The following is an 18,681-nucleotide window of genomic DNA, read 5'->3' on the forward strand; positions in this document are numbered from 1 at the left end:
ACTTCAATGCCGAGGGTGCATTGAAGGGCATTCCTTGCGGGATATTACAGGGGACGCAGAAAAAGCCGCGTGGAGAGGGGGCGGGGCTTGGCGTTCTCTTCGTTTCCTTTGCCTTTCCCAAGGCATTCAGCGGGGTCACATCCGTCCTTCCCGATCGTGGCGGGTCGGTCAATTTCGTCCGTCCCCGTCCTTTCGCCGAGGGGGAGGAGGTCGTGAGGGTGCGCCTTGAAGATGCGGCGTTCGAGTCGTCATTCGAGGTTTTTTCCAGCGATCAGACATCGGCGCGCTATTTGCTCACGCCGCGCTTCATGGAGCGCCTGCTCGATCTGCGCCGCCGGCTCGGGCGCGAGATAAGGGTGGGGTTCGCGGGCGGAAAGCTCTATCTGCTCTTCGAAAGCGAGTATCCCCATCAGAAGGGACGTTTCGATATGGAGGGGGGATGGGCCTGTCTGCGTCTCCTTGGCGCCGATCTCCTCCGGGTGGGCGATCTTGTGGAGGTGCTTGCTCTCGATGCGGAGACGAGGGTGTAGACCTCGCAACGGGACTTGCGCGGATTGGCTCTGGTGCGCGCTGCCATGCGCGCGCAATCTGGTGCATCTGCATCGGGAGGGCGCCCATGGAAATCGAGTTCTGGTACGAGTTCGCAAGCACCTATTCCTATCCAGCGGCAATGCGCGTGGAGAGCGCCGCAAAGGCGGCGGGCGTCACGCTCCGCTGGCGCCCCTTCCTGCTTGGGCCGATCTTCGGGGCGCAGGGCTGGAATGACAGCCCCTTTAACATCTATCCCGCCAAGGGAAAATATATGTGGTGCGACATGGCGCGCATCTGCGAGGGGGCGGGCCTTACGCTGAAGGCGCCGGTGCGCTTTCCGCAGAACGGATTGAAGGCGGCCCGGCTCGCGCTGCTCGGGCAGGATGAGGCCTGGGGGGCGGCATTCACGCGCCGCGTCTATCTCGCGAATTTCGCGGAGCAGAAAGACATATCGGACGAGTGTGTGCTTGCCGGCATTCTCTCCTCGCTCGGCCTCGATGCAGGGGAACTGATCGCGCGCTCGAATGCGCCGGAGAACAAGGACAGGCTCAAGGTGCAAACGGAGGAAGCGATCGCGCGCGGGATATTCGGCGCGCCGAGTTTTCTTGCGGGCGATGAGCTTTTCTGGGGGAATGACCGGCTCGAAGCGGCGCTTGAGTGGGCGAAGCGCTAGCGCGCCCTGAAGCGTTCGGGCAGTTCGGCTTCGGGGATCAGGAGGTCGTCCAGAACATCGAGCCAGATTTCCTCGATGAGCTCGGCCTTGCCCTCGCGCTGCGGGATGGCGCGGTCCGGGTCTTTCGAATAGTCGGCAAAGGCCTTGTCGCGCGCTGCTCTCGAGGGCCAGCGCGCATAGGCGACGAAGTCGCCATTCTCCGCCCGGTGGAGCCGCGATCCGCCGCCGCCATGCCGCGCCATGATATCTTCGGTGATCTCGTGCCAGCGCCGTGCGAAGTATTCTTCGTCTTCCGGCTTCACGCGCCAGCGATAGATGGCGGCTTTCATGGCCTCAGGCCTCCGCCTGTGCTTCCCTGAATCTCTCGCTCGCGCGCTTCTTCACCGTCTCGCTTTTCAATTGTCCGCAGGCGGCCATGATGTCCCGGCCTCGCGGGGTGCGGACGGGACTCGCATAGCCGGCGCGGTTCACGAAGTCGGCGAATTTCTCGATCTGCGCCCAGTCGGAGCATTCGTAAGGCGAGCCCGGCCAGGGATTGAAGGGGATCAGATTGATCTTCGCCGGAATGCCTTTCAGGAGCCGCACGAGTTCCTTCGCATCCTCGATCGAATCGTTCACGCCTTTCAGCATCACATATTCGAAGGTGATGCGCCGCGCGTTCGAGAGGCCTGGATAATTCCGGCAGGCGTCGAGCAGTTCACGGATCGGATATTTCTTGTTCAAGGGCACCAGCTTGTTGCGCGTCTCGTCGTTCACGGCATGGAGCGAGATCGCGAGCATGCAGCCGATATCGGCGCCCGCCTTCTCGATCATCGGCACGACGCCGGAAGTCGAGAGCGTGATGCGGCGCTTCGAGAGTGAAATGCCTTCGCCGTCCGAAATCACATCGAGCGCATCGCGTACATTGTCAAAATTGTAGAGCGGCTCGCCCATGCCCATCATCACGATATTGGTGATGAGGCGGTCGTCGGAATTGCGATTGGAGTCCGGCCATTCGCCCAGCGCGTCGCGCGCGATCAGCACCTGGCCGACGATTTCGCCTGCGGTGAGGTTGCGCACTAGTTTCTGCGTGCCGGTGTGGCAGAAGGTGCAGGTGAGCGTGCAGCCGACCTGTGAGGAGACGCAGAGCGTGCCGCGCCCTTCTTCCGGGATATAGACCGTCTCGATTTCCGGGCCGGGCACGCCCGGCACACCCGAAGGAAGGCGGAGCAGCCATTTCCGCGTGCCGTCGACCGATTTCTGTTCGGTGACTATTTCGAGGCGCGAAATGTCAAAGGCGTTGCCAAGCGTCTCGCGCAGGTCTTTCGAGAGCGTCGTCATGCGGCTGAAATCGGTGAAGCCGCTCTTGTAGAGCCCGTTCCAGACCTGGCCCGCGCGCATGCGCAGCTGCTTCTCGGGCAGGCCCGCCGATTTCAGCGCGTCCATGAGCTTCTGCCGCGTCAGCCCGACAAGGCCGGGCTTCGCGCGCGCGGGTGCCGCCGCCGGGGAGGCAGCGCCGCGTTTATCATGCGCAATGTCGAGTGCCGTCATGGCCCATACCTGAAAGCCGCAAGACCGCGCCCGCATGAGCGGGCCCGGCCAATCGAGGCTTCTCTTATCATAAAGAGCCGAGGGGGCACCAACAGGTGTGCAATCCAGCAGACAAAACGGCGGAAATCCCGGAGATTTCCGCCCTGCCAGACCCTATTTGCAGGTCTCGTCGATCTTGTTGAGCGCCGCCGAGGAGCCCTTCAGCGAATAGGTGTCGGTGGTCAGCGTGTCGCGCTGCGAGGTGCCGCGAATTTCCATCGAGCTGCCGGAACGGAGCGCACGGACCATTTTGGCCTCGTCGGACGGGTTTTCGAGCCAGGCCCAGAAGCGGTGTTCGCCGCCCTGCTGCACGCCCGAGAACATCTGGAAGCGGTCGCCGCCGATCTGGGCGAAGGGCCGGCTCGTGTCCTTGAAGGGATAGCCGATCCGCATGCTGATCTCGTTCTTCGTGTTCCGCGCCGGGCGGTGCGTCACCATGAAATAGATGTCGCCGCGATTTGCACCCGAGGGTGCCGATTTCGTGGGCGTGGTCATGGCGTAGCACATGCGCTCATTGCCTGAGCCATAGCTATAGGCCGACCAGTCGTCATAGCGGCCAAGGAGTTTCGGCGCTTCCTGGGCAGACGCCGTGGCGGCGAGGCCGGTCACGGCAAAGGTCAGTCCCAGAGCGGCGATGGCCATCTTGAAAGGCGAGGAAAGAAACGGACGTCTCGGCATGTTCTCCAACTCTTCTCAGCCAGCACTTTTTCAGTTTGGGCAGCCTGTATCGTCCGGCCCGGGATTCGCGCCTGACCATACCGGCACACGGCCCCGATTTCCAGACGCCGCCGCCCGCAAGTCCCCTTGCCGGGCCGTTTTCCGGCCCGTATCGGGTCCGAATTTGCGGGCGCCTTGTGGCGGAAGCATGGCACGGGACGGGAACGGGACGCCAATCTGGCGAATATCGGCCTCATCGTGCTAAGGGAATGGCAGCGATATTTCCGAAACGCGATCCAAAAAAAGGGGAGACGACCATGAAAGCAGTGCTTTGCAAGGAATACGGGCCGCCCGACAGCCTCGTGATCGAGGAGGTGCCGAGCCCCGAGCCCAAAAAGGGCGAGGTGGTGCTCGAGGTCCATGCCGCAGCGGTGAATTTCCCGGACGTCCTCATCATCGAGAACAAGTACCAGTTCAAGCCGCCGCTGCCCTTCTCGCCGGGCGGCGAGGTCTCCGGCAAGGTCATCAAGGTCGGCGAGGGCGTCGACAAGGTGAAGGTCGGCGACCGCGTGATCGGCTCCTGCGGCTGGGGCGGTTTCTCGGAAGAGATCGCGCTCGATCAGGCCCGCGTGACGCCGATCCCCGACGAGATGGATTATGTGACGGCCTCGGCCTTCCTCATGACCTATGGCACCTCGCATCATGCGCTGAAGGATCGGGCGAACCTGAAGCCCGGCGAGACGCTGCTGGTGCTGGGTGCTGCGGGTGGCGTCGGCCTTGCCGCCGTCGAACTGGGCAAGGCGATGGGCGCGCGCGTGATTGCGGCCGCCTCGTCGGAAGACAAGCTTGCCGTCTGCAAGGATCATGGCGCGGATGAGACGATCCTCTATCCGGCGGGCGTGCTCGACAAGGACGCGCAGAAGGCGCTGACCGACCGCATCAAGGAACTGACGGGCGGGCAGGGCGCCGATGTCGTTTACGATCCGGTGGGCGGCGACTATTCGGAAGCCGCGCTTCGCGCGACGAACTGGGAAGGCCGTTTCCTCGTGGTCGGTTTTGCCGCCGGCCCGATCCCGAAAATTCCGCTCAATCTTGCGCTCCTCAAGGGCTGCCAGATCGTCGGCGTGTTCTGGGGCGCTTTCACCGGCCGCGAGCCCAAGCGCCATCAGGAAAACCTGAAAGAGCTGATGACCTGGTTCAAGCAGGGCAAGCTCAAGCCGCATGTCTCCAAGACCTACAAGTTCGAGGAAGCGGCGCAGGCGCTGAAGGACATGGCGGCGCGCAAGGTGAAGGGCAAGATCGTCATCGTTCCCTCGCGCTAGAGAACGATGAAGCAGGGGGCGATTGAATGAGACGGGGATTGGTGACGCTCGGCATCGGCTTCGGCGTTGCCGTCCTCGCGCTCTTTGCGTTTCTCATCTATGTGCTGCTCGCTTCCGGCGAGCCGAAATACTGGGAAGGCGAGATCGCCGCTTTCGAGCGGCGAGACGTCTCCAACCCGCCACCGGAAAATGCGGTGCTCTTTGTCGGCGGCCGCGACGTGCGGCTCTGGGAGCGGCTTACCGAAGACATGGCGCCGGTGCCCGTCATCCAGCGCGGCTTTGGCGGCGCGCAGCTCAAGCATATCGATCACTACCGCGCTCGCATCATCCATCCCTACAGGCCGCGTGCCATCGTCATCATGGCGGGCGATGCCGATCTTGCCGATGTGCGCGGGCGGCGGCCGGAAGATGTGCTCGACGATTTCCGCACGCTCGTGCTTTCGCTGCGCGCGGAAAACCTCAATGTGCCGGTCTATTTCGTATCGATCCGCCCTTCGCCTGCACGCAAGGAACGCTGGTACGGCGCGCTTCGCGCCAATCAGCTGATCGCCGATTATGTCAGCGGCGAGCGCGGCATGTATTTCATAGACGTGACGCCGGGCATGTTCGGCGAAGACGGCAATATCAGGAAGGATCTCTTTCGCTGGGACGGTCTGTCGCTCAATGCGAAGGGTTACGACGTGCTGACCGAAGCGATCAGGCCGGTGCTGGTCGAGGCGGGCTATGGCGGCTTGCGGTCGAGCCGGTAGAATAAATTCAGAAAAGAACAGGGAGAGAGACGATGGAAAACTTTTCGAAGGAGACGAAGGCGGGGATGCTGCAGGGCAGCTTTGACGCAAAGTTCAAGCCGGTGGTCGACGCCTTTGTCGAGAATTTCGAAAAGCACGACGAGGTGGGTGCGAATGTCGCGATCACGCTCGAGGGCAAGACGGTCGTCGATCTCTGGGGCGGAAAGAAAGCCCGGGATGGCGAGGCGTGGGAGAAGGATACGGTCTCGATCGTCTTTTCATGCACCAAGGGTGCTACCTCGCTCTGTGCGCATATGCTCGCCGATCGCGGCAAGCTCGATCTCGATGCGAAGGTCGCCGACTACTGGCCGGAATATGCGAAGAACGGCAAGGAAGAGACGCTCGTCTCCATGATGCTCGATCATTCGGCAGGCCAGCCGCATCTGCGTACGCGGCTGAAGGACGGCGCCTATTACGATTACGACTACATGGTGAAGCTGCTCGAGGAGGAAGAGCCCTTCTGGAAGCCCGGCACGCGCAATGGCTATCACGGCGTCACGCTCGCCTGGACAGTGGGCGAGCTTGTGCATCGCGCGAGCGGCAAACGGACGGGCAGGTTCTTTGCGGAAGAAGTCGCAAAGCCGCTCGGTGTCGATTTCTGGATCGGAACGCCCGAAGAGATCGAGCCGCGCATCGCGCCGATGATTTTCGCCGAGCCCGATCCTGCCGCGGCCAATTCCAAATTCACGCAGGCGCTGATGACGGACCCATCGAGCCCCGCGCATCTCTTCCTGCTCAATGGCGGCAATGTCGATTTCAATTCGCGCGCCTGCCATGCCGCCGAAATCGGTTCCGGCAATGGCATCTCGAACGGCCGCGGGCTTGCCGGCATGTATCAGCCGCTTGCCAATGGCGGCGGCAATCTCGTCGGCCCGGACACGCTTGCCCGCATGGGCCGCGTCGCGATGGCGACGCATGAGGATGCGACGCTTCTGATCCCGTCGCGTTTTGCGCTCGGCTACATGAAGTCGATGGACAATCGAAAGCTGAAGAACGAGCCGAACTCGTCCTGCATCATGGGCGATGCGGCTTTCGGCCATGTCGGCATGGGCGGTTCCATCGGCTTTGCCGATCCGGAAGCCCGCATGAGCTTCGGCTACAACATGAACCGGATGGGGGCGGGCATCCTGCTCAACAATCGCGGGCAGGCGCTGGTCGATGCGGCCTATCGCTCGCTCGGCTACCGCTCCAATGCGAGCGGCGTCTGGGTGGCGTGAGGCTTCAGCCTTTTGCCGGATCGTCTTTCGCGGGGGGCATTCCAAGCGCCTCCCGCGCGGCCTTGCGGTGGCGCGGTTTCATGTAGGACGAAACGAGGCCCAAGGCCGCCATCATCACGGTCGCATCGTCGGTGAAGCCGAAAACGGCGACGAAGTCGGGTATCAAGTCGACCGGCGTCACGAAATAGGCGAGTGCGGCGAGAAGCATGGCGCGCACACGGGTCGGCGTGTCGGGATCGCGGGCGCAGAACCAGGCGGCGGCGGCTTCCTCGGCGAAGGGCACATGGCCTGCCACCTTCAGCAGTTTCTTCCAGAAACCGTCCGAAACCGTCTTCTCGTTGCGGGCGATGACGGCGGGCAATTGATGCTTCGGGTCGAGAAGCTCGCTTTCGGCGCCTTCAGCGCCCGGTTGTCCCGGTGATATGGGCATGAAAATGCCTCCGCTCCTCGCGTTCCGTGCCCCCGCCCGCTGCAACAGCAAGATGGGGGCAGGAGGGCGGCCTTGCAAGCCAAGGCGACGTTGCGTCAATGGCGAGCGTGGCGGCGAGCGTGGCCAAATGCCTTGATTGAAAGAGATTTTTGGCTCGCTCTTTGGCCCCCGAATTTGTTAAATCGGCGCCAATCGGGCGCGGTCCCCACGCCCGCAGACAGGGAAACGCTGGGCCTTCCGGCCCATGCAGAGAAGGAATCAAGCCATGAAACTCGACAGCAGCATCAGCGCCATCATCACGGGCGGCGCTTCGGGCCTCGGCGCCGCGACCGCGCGCCGTCTCGCCAAGGAAGGCGTGAAGATCGGCATTTTCGATCTTCAGGAAGAAAAGGGCGAGGCGCTCGCCAAGGAACTCGGCGGCGTCTTCGCGAAGGTCAATGTGACCGACGAAGCCAGCGTCGATGCGGGCTTTGAAAAGGTCCGCGCCGCGATCGGCCAGGAGCGCATCCTCATCAACTGCGCCGGCACGGGTAACGCGATCAAGACCGCGTCGAAGAACAAGGAGACGGGCAAGCCGGAACACTTCCCGCTCGACAAGTTCAACCTCATCATCCAGATCAACCTCGTCGGCACGTTCCGCTGCATCGCGAAGTCGGCCGCCGGCATGCTCACGCTCGACCCGCTGCCGGATGGTGACCGCGGTGCGATCGTGAACACGGGCTCCGTCGCCGCGCAGGACGGCCAGATCGGCCAGGCCGCCTATTCGGCCTCGAAGGCCGGCGTTGTCGGCATGACGCTCCCCATCGCGCGCGACCTCAGCCGCGAAGGCATCCGCATCAACACGATCCTGCCGGGTATCTTCGACACGCCGCTGCTCGCCGGCGCGCCGGAAAAGGTGCGTCAGGCGCTTGGTGCGCAGGTGCCGTTCCCGGCCCGTCTCGGCAACCCGGAGGAGTATGCCTCGCTCGCGCTCGAAATGGTCCGCAACGGCTATTTCAACGGTGAGACGGTCCGTCTCGACGGCGCGATCCGCATGGCGCCGCGCTGAGTTTTCAATTATTGAAAACCGAAAGCCCCGGTGGAAACACCGGGGCTTTTTCTTTTGCAGCGTCGGAAAGTTTATTTCTTCGCAGCCTTTCCCGCTTTCCCCGCCCATTTGTCCATGAGCGTGGCAAGCGCCACATCCTTCTCCGACAGCCCGCCCGCATCATGCGTCGTCAGCACGACATCGACGCGGTTCCAGACATTCGCCCATTCGGGGTGGTGGTCGGCCTTTTCGGCGGCGAGCGCGACGCGCGTCATGAAGGCGAAGGCCTCGTTGAAATCCTTGAACTTGTAGCTTTTCCCGATGGCGTCGCGGCCCCTGACCTTGGCCCAGCCCTTGAGCCCCTTCAGCGCCTTTTTGCGCGCCTTGCCCGTCAGCTTTCCGCTCATATCCCAATCTCCCTGGCCACATGGTTTGCGGCCAGAGCCTCGCGCTCTTAAGCTTCATGTGCAAGAGGAATGAGGCAAATGGACTGGAACGACATCAAGGCGCCGACGCTGGAAGATTTCGAGACGATTGCGGACGAGGCTTTTGCCCGGTTGCCGGAAGGTTTCCGCGCGCGCTGCGAAGGGCTCATCATCCGCATTGAGGATTTTCCCGATGACGAGGTCGCCACCGAAATGGGGCTTGAAAGCCCGTTCGAGCTGCTCGGTCTCTATCAGGGCATTTCCCATGTCGAACGCTCGGTGATGGAACCCGTCCACATGCCCGACATGGTGTTTCTCTATCGCCGCCCGCTTCTCGACTACTGGTCGGAATATGACGAGACGCTCGGCCATCTCATCACCCATGTGCTGGTGCATGAGATCGGGCACCATCTGGGGCTCTCCGACGACGACATGCATGCGATCGAGGATGCGGCGGGAAGAGGCTAGTCTTCCACCGCCCAGTCGAAATCGGGATAGCGCCGCTCGATCACATAGGGCCCGCCGCCGGTCGCGCCCTTGGCCGAGAAAAGCGTGAACTGCTCCACGGTGAAGGCGGGCGCCGCGAAAGGCGAATGGGCGCGGATGAAGCTGTAGACCTCGCCCGTCTCGACGCGGCCAAGCCGTGCAATCGTCACATGGGGGGTGAAGTTTCGCGTCTCGGGTTTCAGGCCCGCGCGCCGCGCCGCGCTTTCATGGCGGCCCTGCAGAATGCGAAGCGGCTCGGAGGGTTTCACGCCCGCCCATAGAGTGTGCGGGCGCGCGCCGCCGAACTCGCCGAGTCCTTCGAGTTCCACCTCGAAGGGGGCGACGGGAATGTCCTCCAGCGCCGCGGCGAATTCATCCGCCACGTCTTCGGGTATGTCGCCTGCGAAGCGCAGTGTGATGTGGAAGTCCGGCCGCTCGATCCAGCGCGCGCCATCGATCCCCTGCTGCAGCGGTAAAAGCTTTTCCGCCACTTCGTCGGGAATTTCCAGCGCAGTGAAGATGCGGATCATGGGGTGTCAGTTCACCATTCAAAACTGTCATGCCCGGGCTTGACCCGGGCACCCAGTGCGTCGACTGACGAGTGTGCGGCTCTGGATTGCCGGGTCAAGCCCGGCAATGACAAACGGAACAAGAACCTCAAGGCGCCGGGTTGGGCTGGTCGAGATGGGCGGCCTCGATGTCCTTTTCGAGTTCTTCCGTCCATTTCACGTTCACGCTCGTCACGGCGAGCTTCAATTGCTCCATCGTCGTCGCGCCGATGATGTTCGACGTGACGAAAGGCCGTGTCGTCACGAACTGGTTGGCCATTTGCGAGGCGTCGAGGCCGTGCTTCTTCGCGATGGCGAGATAGGCTTCGATGGCACGGTTCGTCTGCGCGCTTTCATAGCGCTGCAGGCGGTTGAAGAGCTGCTTGCGTGAGCCCTGCGGCAGCGCGCCGTTCTGGTACTTGCCGGTGAGATAGCCCTGTGCCAGCGGCGAATAGGCAAGAAGGCCGACGCCGTCGCGATGGGCGATTTCCGAGCCGCCAAGCTCGAAGGTGCGGTTCAGGAGGTTATAGGCATTTTGGATCGACTGGACGCGGGGCAGGCCCTTCGTGTCCGCCTGATGGAGAAACTTCATCGTGCCCCAGGGCGTCTCGTTGGAGAGGCCGATATGGCGCACCTTGCCGGATTTCACGATGCCGTCGAGCGTTTCGAGGATTTCCTCGATCGGATGCGTCGTCCCCTCGATATGCTTGTAGCCGAGGCCGCCGAAGAGATTTATCGGCCGGTCCGGCCAGTGAAGCTGGTAGAGGTCGATATAATCCGTCTGCAGACGTTTGAGACTCTTGTTCACCGCCTCTTCGATCTGCGCCTTGCTCTGCTCGGTCCCTGCACCATTGTCGCGGAGCCAGTTCATGGGGCTGCGGCCCGCTACCTTGGTCGCAAGGATCACCTTGTCGCGGTTCTTGCGCGCCTTGAACCAGTTGCCGATGATGGTTTCGGTCGCGCCTTGCGTTTGCGGCTTCGGCGGTACGGCATACATTTCGGACGTGTCGAAGAAGTTGATGCCCTGAGCGATGGCATAATCCATCTGCTCATGGCCCTGGCCTTCAGTGTTCTGTTCGCCCCATGTCATGGTGCCAAGGCAGATCGAGCTCACCTTGATGCCGGTGCGCCCCAGTTCGCGATATTCCATTTGGCCCCCCGAAGGAATTTTGATGTTCTTCTGAGACAATAATGTCATTGCCGGACCTGATCCGGCAATCCATTGCGGCGCCTTGCTGCGTGGTTCTGGACCCCCGGGGTCAAGCCCGGGGGTGGCAAGAAATGAGAAAAGACAGGCGGATGCCGCCTCCTATCCGCCTTTCCGCTCGCGGGCTTCCGCGATCAGCATTTTGACCTTCGGCAGAATGCGCTCGACGATGACGCCAATGCCCTCCGCCGTCGGATGGATGCCGTCCGCGAGATTGAGCCTGCGCTCGCCCGCCACCCCGTCGAGGAAGAAGGGGTAGAGGATCAGGCCCTCGCTTTCGGCGAGATCGGGATAGATCGAGTTGAAGCTTTCACCGTAGTCGCGGCCGAGATTGGGCGGGGCGAGCATGCCGGCAAGCAGCACGGGCAGGCCGCGATCCTTCAGCCGGGAGACGATTTCCGAAAGATTCTTCCTTGTCAGCGCCGGATCGATGGCGCGCAGCGCATCATTCGCGCCAAGTTCGACAATGACGGCATCGGCTTCCGGCCCCACGGCCCAGTCGAGCCTCGCCAGCCCGCCCGAGCTTGTGTCGCCGGAGACGCCCGCATTCACCACGGTCACATTCTCGTGACCGGCGTCTCTCAGCGCCTTTTCGAGCTGGTGGGTGAAACCTTCATCCGGCCCGAGCATATAGCCGGCTGTCAGGCTGTCGCCGAGCGCGACGATGGTGAGGCGATCATTGGCGGCATTGGCCGCGAAGGGGGCCGCCGAGAGCGAAAGAAGAAGGGCGAGGCTTGCGAAAAACTTGCAAAGCGGCGCCGGGAGGCCATATCGCATAGTATAACTTGCCTTTTATGTCTGCGTGCCGGTCAAGCGCTCGCGCTTTCCCGATCCGTTTCAGCCCCCGCCGCGTATCCAGAACGCTACCACGCCCGCCAATTATCTAGGTCAGAACTTGCCCGAAACAATCATCGAACTCGACAGCGTGAAACTCAGCCTGCCCAGCGCGGCCGGTCCGGTCAACATTCTCAAGGGGATCGACCTCAGGATTGCCAAGGGCGAGACGGCAGGTCTTGTCGGTCCGTCGGGTTCGGGCAAGTCGACGCTGCTCATGGTCCTTGCAGGTCTCGAGCGTCCGAGTTCGGGCCGGGTCGTCTGTGCGGGGGCGGATTTCACGGCGCTCGGCGAAGACGATCTGGCGCGCTTCCGCCGCGATCACATCGGCATCGTGTTCCAGTCCTTCCACCTCATCCCCACCATGACGGCGCTCGAGAATGTGGCGATCCCGCTCGAATTCGCTGGCCGCGCGGATGCCATCGACCGGGCGGAGGAAGAGCTGAAACTCGTCGGCCTCGGCCACAGGCTCACGCATTATCCGGGGCAATTATCGGGCGGCGAGCAGCAGCGCGTGGCGCTTGCCCGCGCCGTTGCGGGCGACCCGGACATTCTGCTGGCGGACGAGCCGACCGGCAATCTCGACCAGTCGACGGGCCACGAGATCATCGAACTTATGTTCGATCTTCATGCCCGCAAGAATGCGACGCTCGTCCTCATCACGCATGACGAGGCACTTGCAGCGCGCTGTCACCGGATCGTGCGGCTCCGCGACGGCCTTGTGGAGACTATCGAGGAGGGGGCGCTCGCATGAGCGGCAGCGCCACCTCGCTCGCGCTTGCCGCCCGTCTTGCGCGGCGGGAGCTTCGCGGCGGCATCAAGGGGTTTCGCGTTTTCATTGCCTGTCTTGCGCTTGGCGTGGCGGCGATTGCCGGTGTCGGTTCAGTCTCGGCGGCGCTGACGCGCGGGCTTGCCGAAGGCGGGCAGGATATTCTGGGCGGCGATGTCAGCATCCGTCTCATTCACCGCGAAGCAAGTGCGGAGGAGCGCGCCTATCTCGGCGAGCGCGCCGCCGTGTCCGGCTCGGCGGAAATGCGCGGCATGGCGCGCAATGCGGCGGCGGATGCCGCGCGCGGCCAGACGCTTGTCGAACTGAAAGCGGTCGACGATGCCTATCCGCTTTACGGCGCGATGGAACTTTCGCCCGCCATTCCCTTCGATGAGGCGATTGCCATTCGGGGTGGCGTGCCGGGGCTCGTGGTCGAGCCAAATCTCCTGTCGCGGCTGGGCGTTGCGGTCGGCGATCACGTCCGCATCGGCGATACGGATTTCGAGCTTCGCGCGACGATCATCCGCGAGCCGGATCGAGTTTCTGACGGTTTCGCGCTCGGTCCGCGCGCGATGATTTCCTGGGAGGCGCTTTCCGGCACCGGCCTCGTACAGCCGGGCAGTCTCATTCAGTATCACTATCGCATCAGACTTCCCGACGCCGCGCGCAGCAATGCCGATATTTCGGCCTGGGTTGCAGACCTCAATGCGCGCTTTCCCGATGCCGGCTGGCGCGTGACGGACCGCAGCGACAGCGCGCCCGGCGTGCGCCGCTTCGTCGAGCGCGTGGCGCTCTTTCTATCGCTTGTCGGGCTCACCGCGCTGGTCGTCGGCGGTGTCGGTGTCGCCAATGCCGTCAAATCCTATCTCGACGGCAAACGGGCCACGATCGCGATCTTCAAATGCCTCGGCGCGCCGGGCGCGCTGATCTTCCGGCTCTATCTGTTGCAGGTCATGGCGCTTGCGATGGTCGGTGTTGCAATCGGTCTTGTGATCGGCGGCGCGGCACCGTTCATCGTGGATGCGGTTGCCGGCGACATGATCCCCATTCCGGCCGAACTCGGGCTTTACGGCGGACCGCTCCTGCTTGCGGCGGCCTATGGTGGGCTGACTGCGCTCGCCTTTGCGATCTGGCCGCTGGCGCGCGCGCGTGAGGTTCCGGCGACAAGCCTCTTCCGCGATCTCGTTGCGCCGCTGCGGCGTTTCCCGCGGCCCGTCTATGTGGCGGCGACGGCGGCGGCGCTTGCCCTTCTCGCCGGACTTGCCATTGCGCTCGCGGAGGAGCGCCTCTTCGCGCTCTGGTTCGTCATGGGTGCATCCGGTGTCTTCATCGTGCTCTGGGCGGCGGCGCAGGGCATCATGGCGCTGGCGGCGCGCGCACCGCGCGTTCGCTCGCCGGAACTCAGGCTGGCGCTTGCGAATATTCACAGGCCCGGCGCGCCGACTTCCGCCGTCGTTCTGTCGCTCGGCCTCGGTCTCACGCTTCTTGTCACCGTCTCGCTCATCAATGGCAATCTCACCGGCGAGATCGCGGGCGATCTGCCGGACCGGGCGCCCGCCTTCTTCTTCGTCGATGTGCAGCCCGATCAGATCGACGCACTGGAAAGCCTCGTCACCTCGCGCGACGATGTGTCGGGTTTCAACCGTGTGCCCATGCTGCGCGGCAAGATCGCCTCGGTGAACGGCGTGCCGTCGGAAGAACTGACCGTGGCGCAGGAGGCGCAATGGGCGCTTCGCGGCGATCGCGGCATCACCTATTCGGCGGCGCTGCCGGAAGGCTCGAAGCTGGTCCGCGGCACATGGTGGCCGGAGGATTATGCAGGCCCGCCGCTCGTGTCCTTTTCCGAGGAACTGGCGCAGGGCTTTGGCGTCGGCGTCGGCGACCGAATCGCGATCAACGTGCTCGGCCGCGAGATCGAGGCGAAGATCGCAAATACGCGCCTGATCGAATGGACCAACCTCGGCATCAATTTCGTGCTGGTCTTTTCGCCGGGGCTCCTGTCGGCCGCGCCGCATACGGTGCTCGCGACGGTCGAGATGAATGGCGGGCCGCTCGCCGAAGAGGCGCTTGAGCGCGATGTGACGTCCGAGTTCCCGAACATCACCTCGGTGCGTGTCCGCGAGGCGCTGGAGGCGGTGAATTCGCTGCTCGAAAATTTTGCGATGGCGGTTCGTGCGACCGGCGCGGTCACGCTTGCCGCCGGTGTTCTCGTTCTCGCGGGCGCGATGGCGGCAGGGTTTCATTCCCGTGTCCGCGACGCCGTTGTGCTGAAGGTGCTTGGCGCCACGCGGGCGCGCATACTCGGCGTCTATATCCGCGAATATGCGGCGCTCGGCCTTGCGACAGCGCTTGTCGCGGGGCTGGCGGGCACCGTGGCGGCCTGGGTGGTCATCACCATGCTGATGGAGCTTCCCTGGCGCTTCCTGCCGGGCACACTCGCCCTCACCATCCTGCTCGCCACGCTCGTCACGGTCGGGCTCGGGCTGATGGGCACATGGCGCGCCCTCTCGGTGCCGTCCGCGCCGGTTCTCCGGGTCGACTGACAGGACGATTTCTCAGGCTTTCCCGCAGGTTAAGCCTTTGTGACAAATCCGGTTTTACTTGAAATCGGGGCGCCATCCGCCAATATACGTCCAAGCACACGCAGGAGGGTGCAGATTTATGGCGAATTACGATCAGGAACGGCTCCATCAGACCCGGCTCGGCGCATCGGCGGACATGTCGATCGACCAGGGGCTGCGGAGCTACATGCTCAGTGTCTACAACTATATGGCGGGTGCCCTCGCCCTCACCGGGCTGGTCGCCTATTTCGCATATGCCGCTGCCGTTCAGGAAACGGCAGCTGGTCCGGTTCTCACGAGCTTCGGCGAAACGCTCTATGCGAGCCCGCTGCGCTGGGTCGTCATGCTGGCGCCGCTCGCCTTCATTCTCGTGTTGAGCTTCGGCGTCCACAAGCTCAGCCTCGCCGCGACGCAGATGGTCTTCTGGACCTTCGCCTCGGTGATGGGCCTTTCGCTCTCCTCGATCTTCCTCGTCTTCACGGGCGAGAGCATCACCACCACCTTCTTCGTGACGGCGGCTGCCTTCGGCTCGCTCAGCCTTTACGGCTACACGACGAAGCGCGATCTCTCCGGCATGGGCTCGTTCCTCTTCATGGGCCTGATCGGCATCATCATCGCGATGGTGGTCAATCTGTTCCTTGGCAGCTCGGCGCTGCAGTTCGCGATCTCGGTGCTTGGCGTGCTGATCTTCGCGGGCCTCACCGCCTATGACACGCAGCGCATCAAGGGCATGTATTACGAAGGCGACAGCGTGGCTGCCGCCGGCAAGAAGGCCGTGATGGGCGCGCTCTCGCTCTATCTCGACTTCATCAACATGTTCATGTTCCTGCTGCAGTTCCTCGGCCAGCAGCGCAACTGAGGCGCGGAACAGGCGTAAAACAGAAGCCCCGGCAGAAATGCCGGGGCTTTTTGCTTTCAAGCGGGATTTCAGGCGTCGATCAGGCGGAGTGCGCGCTTCTCGAAGATTTTCAGCACCTGCTTCAGCTCATGGCCGCGCTTCAGGATCTGGCCGCCCGGCGCGATCACGGCATAGGCGCCCTGGCGGCGGGCGAGCTTCGGACGCTTCTCGATCCGGTATAGCGGCATCTCGCTCGCGCGCCGGAAGACGGAAAAGACCGCCACATCCTTGTGGGCACCCATCGCGTAATCGCGCCATTCGCCTTCCGCGACCTTCCGGCCATAGACGGAGAGGATGGCGTCGAGTTCGGCGCGGTCGAAAAAGACTTCAGGTTCCCTCGGGCGTTTCGGCGCCATGTCCGGCACGGAAGTCGCGATGAGCGTCAGCCTGTCGACCGTTGTCTTGCGTGATTCCTGCTCGGCGCTGTCACTCATCCGGTGCCGCTCCCCCATGCGCTTTCCAGCCGCTCGGACGCCTTGCCGGGCGGCGATTGAAAAAGCATGGCACATGGCACCCGAAGCGTCATCCGATTGTTACAAAACTTCAAGGTTTCTGCGGCTTTCAAAGAAAAATCGGGGTGACGCGAAAATCATAATATCGCCTTTTTTCAGCCCTTGGAGAGCCACACTGCCCCTCCATATTTTTATCGTTGCCTCATTGGCCCGGTTCCTTGCGACGTTCCGGTTTCATCAGCCCCCCAGCCCCACCGGGATAGATTGGGGGAGCCGGGCCAACCCCTTCCCCCCTCGGGGTGGGGCAACAAAAAGAGATCAGTCAAGTGCTGCAGCCGCCCGGGACCCCCCCTCCCGGGCGGCATTTTTTGTCCCCCGCGTGGGGGCGGGAAAATGAAACATCTTTCACTTGAAGGACTTGGCGGCGTGGCCTACACCAGATTTCCGCCTCGGGGAGTGGCGGAAAATTGGAGCGGCAAGACGAACCGACAGAGTTTGCGGCAGCCGCTCCGGGGAGATAGATCATCAGCGTTTCCGGTACTCACATGACGAATGAAAACCGTCCGGCGCCGGCTGGCGGCGACCCCATGATCGTCATCGACAATCTCACCAAGCGGTTCGGCCCCTTCACCGCGGTCGACAATATCGGCTTCTCGGTGGCGCGCGGCGAAGTGCTCGGCTTTCTCGGGCCGAATGGCGCGGGCAAGTCGACCACCATGAAGATGATTACCGGCTTCCTTGCGCCGACCTCCGGTACGGCGCGGATCTGCGGCCATGACATTCTCGTGGCGCCGCTCGCCGCACAGAGGGAAATCGGCTATCTGCCGGAAGGCGCGCCCGCCTATGGCGACATGACGGCGCTCGGCTTCCTGCGGTTCATCGCGCGCGTGCGCCGCCTTTCGGGCAGCGCGGCAAGCGAGGCGATCGACCGCGCGGTCGAGGCGACCGAACTTGGCGGCGTTCTCGAACAGCCGATCGACACGCTTTCCAAGGGCTTCCGCCGCCGCGTCGGCCTTGCCCAGGCGATCCTGCACAATCCGCCCGTCCTCATCATGGACGAGCCGACGGATGGCCTCGACCCCAATCAGAAATTCGAAGTGCGCAAGCTGATCGGGCGCATGGCGAAAGACAAGGCCATCGTCATTTCCACGCATATTCTCGAAGAAGTGGACGCGATCTGCACCCGCGCCCTCATCATCGACCGGGGCCGCGTCGTCGCCGACGGAACGCCCGGCGCCTTGATGGCGCGGTCGCGCTACCACAATGCCGTCTCGCTCACGCTTTCCGGGCAGAGCACGGTCGCGATTGCCGAGAAATTGCGCAACCTGCCGGGCATTTCCACCATCGAAGTGACGCCGCGCGGCGAGGAGACGACCTTCACGCTCTTTCCCGAAAGCGCGTCGGAAAGCGACACGATGCTGGTCGACGCCGTGGCGCGGCTGGCGCGCGAGGAGAACTGGCCGGTGCGCGCGCTTTATGGCGAGCCCGGCCGCCTCGACGAAGTGTTCCGCAGCCTGACGCGCTCCGACACGGTGAAGGGGGGTGCGGCAGCATGAACGAACTTCTCGCCATATTCCGCCGCGAACTGGCAGGCTATTTCGCGACGCCGCTCGCCTTTATCTTCATCGTGATCTTCCTCTTCACGATGGGCGCCTTCACCTTCTACCTCGGCGGTTATTACGAAAGCGGTCAGGCGGACCTGACGATCTTCTTCAATTTCCATCCCTGGCTCTATCTCTTCCTGATCCCGGCGATCTCGATGCGGCTCTGGGCGGAAGAACGGCGCACGGGTTCGATAGAGCTTCTGCTCTCGCTTCCCGTGCCTCTCTGGGCGGCGGTGCTCGGCAAGTTTCTGGCCGCCTGGGCTTTCGCGGGCATCGCGCTCGCGCTCACCTTCCCGATGTGGATCACGGTCAACTATCTAGGCGACCCGGACAACGGCGTGATCTTCGCCGGTTACATCGGCAGTTTCTTCATGGCGGGCGGCTATCTGGCCATCGGCTCGTGCCTCTCGGCCGTCACGCGCAACCAGGTCATCGCCTTCGTGGTCAGCGTCGCGGTCTGCTTCCTGTTCACCGTATCGGGGCTTCCCATCGTCACGGATTTCTTCGCAAGCTGGGCGCCGCAGCAGGTGGTGTCCACCATCGCATCCTTCTCCTTCCTGACGCATTTCAACGCCATCACGCGCGGCGTCATCGATCTCAGGGACGTGATCTATTTCGCGTCGCTGATCGCCACATGGCTTGTCGCCTGCGGCATTGTCGTCGACATGAAGAAGGCAGGGTGA

The 18,681-nt window shown here is 63.1% G+C and carries 21 protein-coding genes; 12 read left to right on the top strand and 9 right to left on the bottom strand.

Annotated features, from left to right (window positions below; genetic code table 11):
• Window positions 1-20: 20 nt before the first annotated feature.
• Entirely contained in the window at window positions 21-530 is a 510-nt protein-coding gene (locus ACK4FH_RS05175; RefSeq protein ID WP_409811575.1) for a DUF3137 domain-containing protein, read from the top strand.
• 86 nt (window positions 531-616) lie between these two features.
• Window positions 617-1,204 carry a 2-hydroxychromene-2-carboxylate isomerase gene (locus ACK4FH_RS05180; protein WP_409811576.1) on the top strand — a complete coding sequence of 196 codons (588 nt, stop codon included), beginning with the start codon at window positions 617-619 and terminating at the stop codon, window positions 1,202-1,204.
• Here the strand turns inward: ACK4FH_RS05180 and ACK4FH_RS05185 are convergent.
• The 3 genes from ACK4FH_RS05185 to ACK4FH_RS05195 form a co-directional block, all read right to left on the bottom strand.
• A complete protein-coding gene (locus ACK4FH_RS05185) occupies window positions 1,201-1,533 on the bottom strand; it encodes an antibiotic biosynthesis monooxygenase (RefSeq protein WP_409811578.1) in 333 nt (110 codons plus the stop codon). The genes ACK4FH_RS05180 and ACK4FH_RS05185 overlap by 4 nt on opposite strands.
• Window positions 1,534-1,537: 4 nt before the next feature.
• The gene (rlmN, locus tag ACK4FH_RS05190) at window positions 1,538-2,734 is read right to left on the bottom strand and encodes a 23S rRNA (adenine(2503)-C(2))-methyltransferase RlmN (protein WP_409811579.1); all 1,197 of its coding nucleotides are present in this window, start codon (window positions 2,732-2,734) and stop codon (window positions 1,538-1,540) included.
• Between the two features lie 153 nt (window positions 2,735-2,887).
• Window positions 2,888-3,451, bottom strand: a complete 564-nt coding sequence (locus tag ACK4FH_RS05195; protein ID WP_409811581.1) for a hypothetical protein — start codon at window positions 3,449-3,451, stop codon at window positions 2,888-2,890.
• 296 nt (window positions 3,452-3,747) lie between these two features.
• Between ACK4FH_RS05195 and ACK4FH_RS05200 the strand changes: the two genes are divergently transcribed.
• Genes ACK4FH_RS05200 through ACK4FH_RS05210 form a run of 3 tightly spaced genes read left to right on the top strand, consistent with a single transcriptional unit; the run spans window position 3,748 to window position 6,757 of the window.
• A complete protein-coding gene (locus ACK4FH_RS05200) occupies window positions 3,748-4,752 on the top strand; it encodes an NADPH:quinone oxidoreductase family protein (protein ID WP_409811583.1) in 1,005 nt (334 codons plus the stop codon).
• A 26-nt stretch (window positions 4,753-4,778) separates the two neighbouring features.
• On the top strand, window positions 4,779-5,501 hold the full coding sequence (locus tag ACK4FH_RS05205) for a GDSL-type esterase/lipase family protein (RefSeq protein WP_409811584.1): 723 nt from the start codon (window positions 4,779-4,781) through the stop codon (window positions 5,499-5,501).
• Window positions 5,502-5,533: 32 nt separating this feature from the next.
• Window positions 5,534-6,757 carry a serine hydrolase domain-containing protein gene (locus ACK4FH_RS05210; protein ID WP_409811585.1) on the top strand — a complete coding sequence of 408 codons (1,224 nt, stop codon included), beginning with the start codon at window positions 5,534-5,536 and terminating at the stop codon, window positions 6,755-6,757.
• 4 nt (window positions 6,758-6,761) lie between these two features.
• Here the strand turns inward: ACK4FH_RS05210 and ACK4FH_RS05215 are convergent, their stop codons facing one another.
• On the bottom strand, window positions 6,762-7,187 hold the full coding sequence (locus ACK4FH_RS05215) for a YkvA family protein (RefSeq protein WP_409811586.1): 426 nt from the start codon (window positions 7,185-7,187) through the stop codon (window positions 6,762-6,764).
• Between the two features lie 265 nt (window positions 7,188-7,452).
• Here ACK4FH_RS05215 and ACK4FH_RS05220 point away from each other — a divergent pair, with 265 nt between their 5' ends.
• Window positions 7,453-8,235 carry an SDR family NAD(P)-dependent oxidoreductase gene (locus ACK4FH_RS05220; RefSeq protein ID WP_409811587.1) on the top strand — a complete coding sequence of 261 codons (783 nt, stop codon included), beginning with the start codon at window positions 7,453-7,455 and terminating at the stop codon, window positions 8,233-8,235.
• A 71-nt stretch (window positions 8,236-8,306) separates the two neighbouring features.
• Here the strand turns inward: ACK4FH_RS05220 and ACK4FH_RS05225 are convergent, their stop codons facing one another.
• Window positions 8,307-8,621 carry a 4a-hydroxytetrahydrobiopterin dehydratase gene (locus tag ACK4FH_RS05225; RefSeq protein WP_409811588.1) on the bottom strand — a complete coding sequence of 105 codons (315 nt, stop codon included), beginning with the start codon at window positions 8,619-8,621 and terminating at the stop codon, window positions 8,307-8,309.
• Window positions 8,622-8,699: 78 nt separating this feature from the next.
• On the opposite strand from ACK4FH_RS05225, the gene ACK4FH_RS05230 reads away from it, so the two are divergent.
• Complete coding sequence (locus ACK4FH_RS05230; protein WP_409811589.1) at window positions 8,700-9,107, top strand: metallopeptidase family protein; 408 nt, start codon at window positions 8,700-8,702, stop codon at window positions 9,105-9,107.
• On the opposite strand, the gene thpR is transcribed toward ACK4FH_RS05230, so the two are convergent.
• The 3 genes from thpR to ACK4FH_RS05245 all read right to left on the bottom strand — a co-directional run bounded on the left by thpR (window position 9,104) and on the right by ACK4FH_RS05245 (window position 11,657).
• Window positions 9,104-9,655 carry an RNA 2',3'-cyclic phosphodiesterase gene (gene thpR, locus ACK4FH_RS05235; protein WP_409811591.1) on the bottom strand — a complete coding sequence of 184 codons (552 nt, stop codon included), beginning with the start codon at window positions 9,653-9,655 and terminating at the stop codon, window positions 9,104-9,106. The genes ACK4FH_RS05230 and thpR overlap by 4 nt on opposite strands.
• A 127-nt stretch (window positions 9,656-9,782) precedes the next feature.
• Window positions 9,783-10,823 (bottom strand): NADP(H)-dependent aldo-keto reductase, encoded by a 1,041-nt coding sequence (locus ACK4FH_RS05240; RefSeq protein WP_409811593.1) that lies wholly within the window; start codon window positions 10,821-10,823, stop codon window positions 9,783-9,785.
• Window positions 10,824-10,982: 159 nt separating this feature from the next.
• Complete coding sequence (locus ACK4FH_RS05245) at window positions 10,983-11,657, bottom strand: arylesterase (protein WP_409811595.1); 675 nt, start codon at window positions 11,655-11,657, stop codon at window positions 10,983-10,985.
• A 118-nt stretch (window positions 11,658-11,775) separates the two neighbouring features.
• Between ACK4FH_RS05245 and ACK4FH_RS05250 the strand changes: the two genes are divergently transcribed.
• The 3 genes from ACK4FH_RS05250 (at window position 11,776) to ACK4FH_RS05260 (ending at window position 15,903) form a co-directional block, all read left to right on the top strand.
• The gene (locus ACK4FH_RS05250) at window positions 11,776-12,468 is read left to right on the top strand and encodes an ABC transporter ATP-binding protein (RefSeq protein WP_409811596.1); all 693 of its coding nucleotides are present in this window, start codon (window positions 11,776-11,778) and stop codon (window positions 12,466-12,468) included.
• Window positions 12,465-15,026 carry an ABC transporter permease gene (locus ACK4FH_RS05255; protein WP_409811598.1) on the top strand — a complete coding sequence of 854 codons (2,562 nt, stop codon included), beginning with the start codon at window positions 12,465-12,467 and terminating at the stop codon, window positions 15,024-15,026. The genes ACK4FH_RS05250 and ACK4FH_RS05255 overlap by 4 nt, the downstream gene beginning before the upstream one ends.
• A 118-nt stretch (window positions 15,027-15,144) precedes the next feature.
• A complete protein-coding gene (locus ACK4FH_RS05260) occupies window positions 15,145-15,903 on the top strand; it encodes a Bax inhibitor-1/YccA family protein (protein ID WP_409811600.1) in 759 nt (252 codons plus the stop codon).
• A 68-nt stretch (window positions 15,904-15,971) separates the two neighbouring features.
• Here the strand turns inward: ACK4FH_RS05260 and ACK4FH_RS05265 are convergent, their stop codons facing one another.
• Window positions 15,972-16,298, bottom strand: a complete 327-nt coding sequence (locus ACK4FH_RS05265) for a DUF2794 domain-containing protein (RefSeq protein ID WP_409815164.1) — start codon at window positions 16,296-16,298, stop codon at window positions 15,972-15,974.
• 641 nt (window positions 16,299-16,939) lie between these two features.
• Between ACK4FH_RS05265 and ACK4FH_RS05270 the strand changes: the two genes are divergently transcribed.
• Together ACK4FH_RS05270 and ACK4FH_RS05275 are read left to right on the top strand one after the other, a co-directional pair.
• A complete protein-coding gene (locus tag ACK4FH_RS05270; protein WP_409811601.1) occupies window positions 16,940-17,950 on the top strand; it encodes an ABC transporter ATP-binding protein in 1,011 nt (336 codons plus the stop codon).
• Window positions 17,947-18,681, top strand: a complete 735-nt coding sequence (locus ACK4FH_RS05275; RefSeq protein ID WP_409811603.1) for an ABC transporter permease subunit — start codon at window positions 17,947-17,949, stop codon at window positions 18,679-18,681. Before ACK4FH_RS05270 ends, ACK4FH_RS05275 begins: the two co-directional genes overlap by 4 nt.

It is taken from the genome of Parvibaculum sp. (assembly GCF_046297875.1).
Classification (GTDB): domain Bacteria; phylum Pseudomonadota; class Alphaproteobacteria; order Parvibaculales; family Parvibaculaceae; genus Parvibaculum.

What these genes read in the sequence shown, in the direction of transcription:
- ACK4FH_RS05215 (WP_409811586.1), bottom strand. Translation starts at nt 7,187, where the DNA reads ATGCCCATATCACCGGGACAACCGGGCGCTGAAGGCGCCGAAAGCGAG.
- ACK4FH_RS05225 (WP_409811588.1), bottom strand. Translation starts at nt 8,621, where the DNA reads ATGAGCGGAAAGCTGACGGGCAAGGCGCGCAAAAAGGCGCTGAAGGGG.
- ACK4FH_RS05240 (WP_409811593.1), bottom strand. Translation starts at nt 10,823, where the DNA reads ATGGAATATCGCGAACTGGGGCGCACCGGCATCAAGGTGAGCTCGATC.
- ACK4FH_RS05270 (WP_409811601.1), top strand. Translation starts at nt 16,940, where the DNA reads ATGACGAATGAAAACCGTCCGGCGCCGGCTGGCGGCGACCCCATGATC.
- ACK4FH_RS05205 (WP_409811584.1), top strand. Translation starts at nt 4,779, where the DNA reads ATGAGACGGGGATTGGTGACGCTCGGCATCGGCTTCGGCGTTGCCGTC.
- ACK4FH_RS05260 (WP_409811600.1), top strand. Translation starts at nt 15,145, where the DNA reads ATGGCGAATTACGATCAGGAACGGCTCCATCAGACCCGGCTCGGCGCA.
- ACK4FH_RS05195 (WP_409811581.1), bottom strand. Translation starts at nt 3,451, where the DNA reads ATGCCGAGACGTCCGTTTCTTTCCTCGCCTTTCAAGATGGCCATCGCC.
- ACK4FH_RS05210 (WP_409811585.1), top strand. Translation starts at nt 5,534, where the DNA reads ATGGAAAACTTTTCGAAGGAGACGAAGGCGGGGATGCTGCAGGGCAGC.
- ACK4FH_RS05185 (WP_409811578.1), bottom strand. Translation starts at nt 1,533, where the DNA reads ATGAAAGCCGCCATCTATCGCTGGCGCGTGAAGCCGGAAGACGAAGAA.
- ACK4FH_RS05180 (WP_409811576.1), top strand. Translation starts at nt 617, where the DNA reads ATGGAAATCGAGTTCTGGTACGAGTTCGCAAGCACCTATTCCTATCCA.
- ACK4FH_RS05220 (WP_409811587.1), top strand. Translation starts at nt 7,453, where the DNA reads ATGAAACTCGACAGCAGCATCAGCGCCATCATCACGGGCGGCGCTTCG.
- ACK4FH_RS05230 (WP_409811589.1), top strand. Translation starts at nt 8,700, where the DNA reads ATGGACTGGAACGACATCAAGGCGCCGACGCTGGAAGATTTCGAGACG.
- ACK4FH_RS05275 (WP_409811603.1), top strand. Translation starts at nt 17,947, where the DNA reads ATGAACGAACTTCTCGCCATATTCCGCCGCGAACTGGCAGGCTATTTC.
- ACK4FH_RS05265 (WP_409815164.1), bottom strand. Translation starts at nt 16,298, where the DNA reads ATGGCGCCGAAACGCCCGAGGGAACCTGAAGTCTTTTTCGACCGCGCC.
- thpR (WP_409811591.1), bottom strand. Translation starts at nt 9,655, where the DNA reads ATGATCCGCATCTTCACTGCGCTGGAAATTCCCGACGAAGTGGCGGAA.
- rlmN (WP_409811579.1), bottom strand. Translation starts at nt 2,734, where the DNA reads ATGACGGCACTCGACATTGCGCATGATAAACGCGGCGCTGCCTCCCCG.
- ACK4FH_RS05200 (WP_409811583.1), top strand. Translation starts at nt 3,748, where the DNA reads ATGAAAGCAGTGCTTTGCAAGGAATACGGGCCGCCCGACAGCCTCGTG.
- ACK4FH_RS05255 (WP_409811598.1), top strand. Translation starts at nt 12,465, where the DNA reads ATGAGCGGCAGCGCCACCTCGCTCGCGCTTGCCGCCCGTCTTGCGCGG.
- ACK4FH_RS05245 (WP_409811595.1), bottom strand. Translation starts at nt 11,657, where the DNA reads ATGCGATATGGCCTCCCGGCGCCGCTTTGCAAGTTTTTCGCAAGCCTC.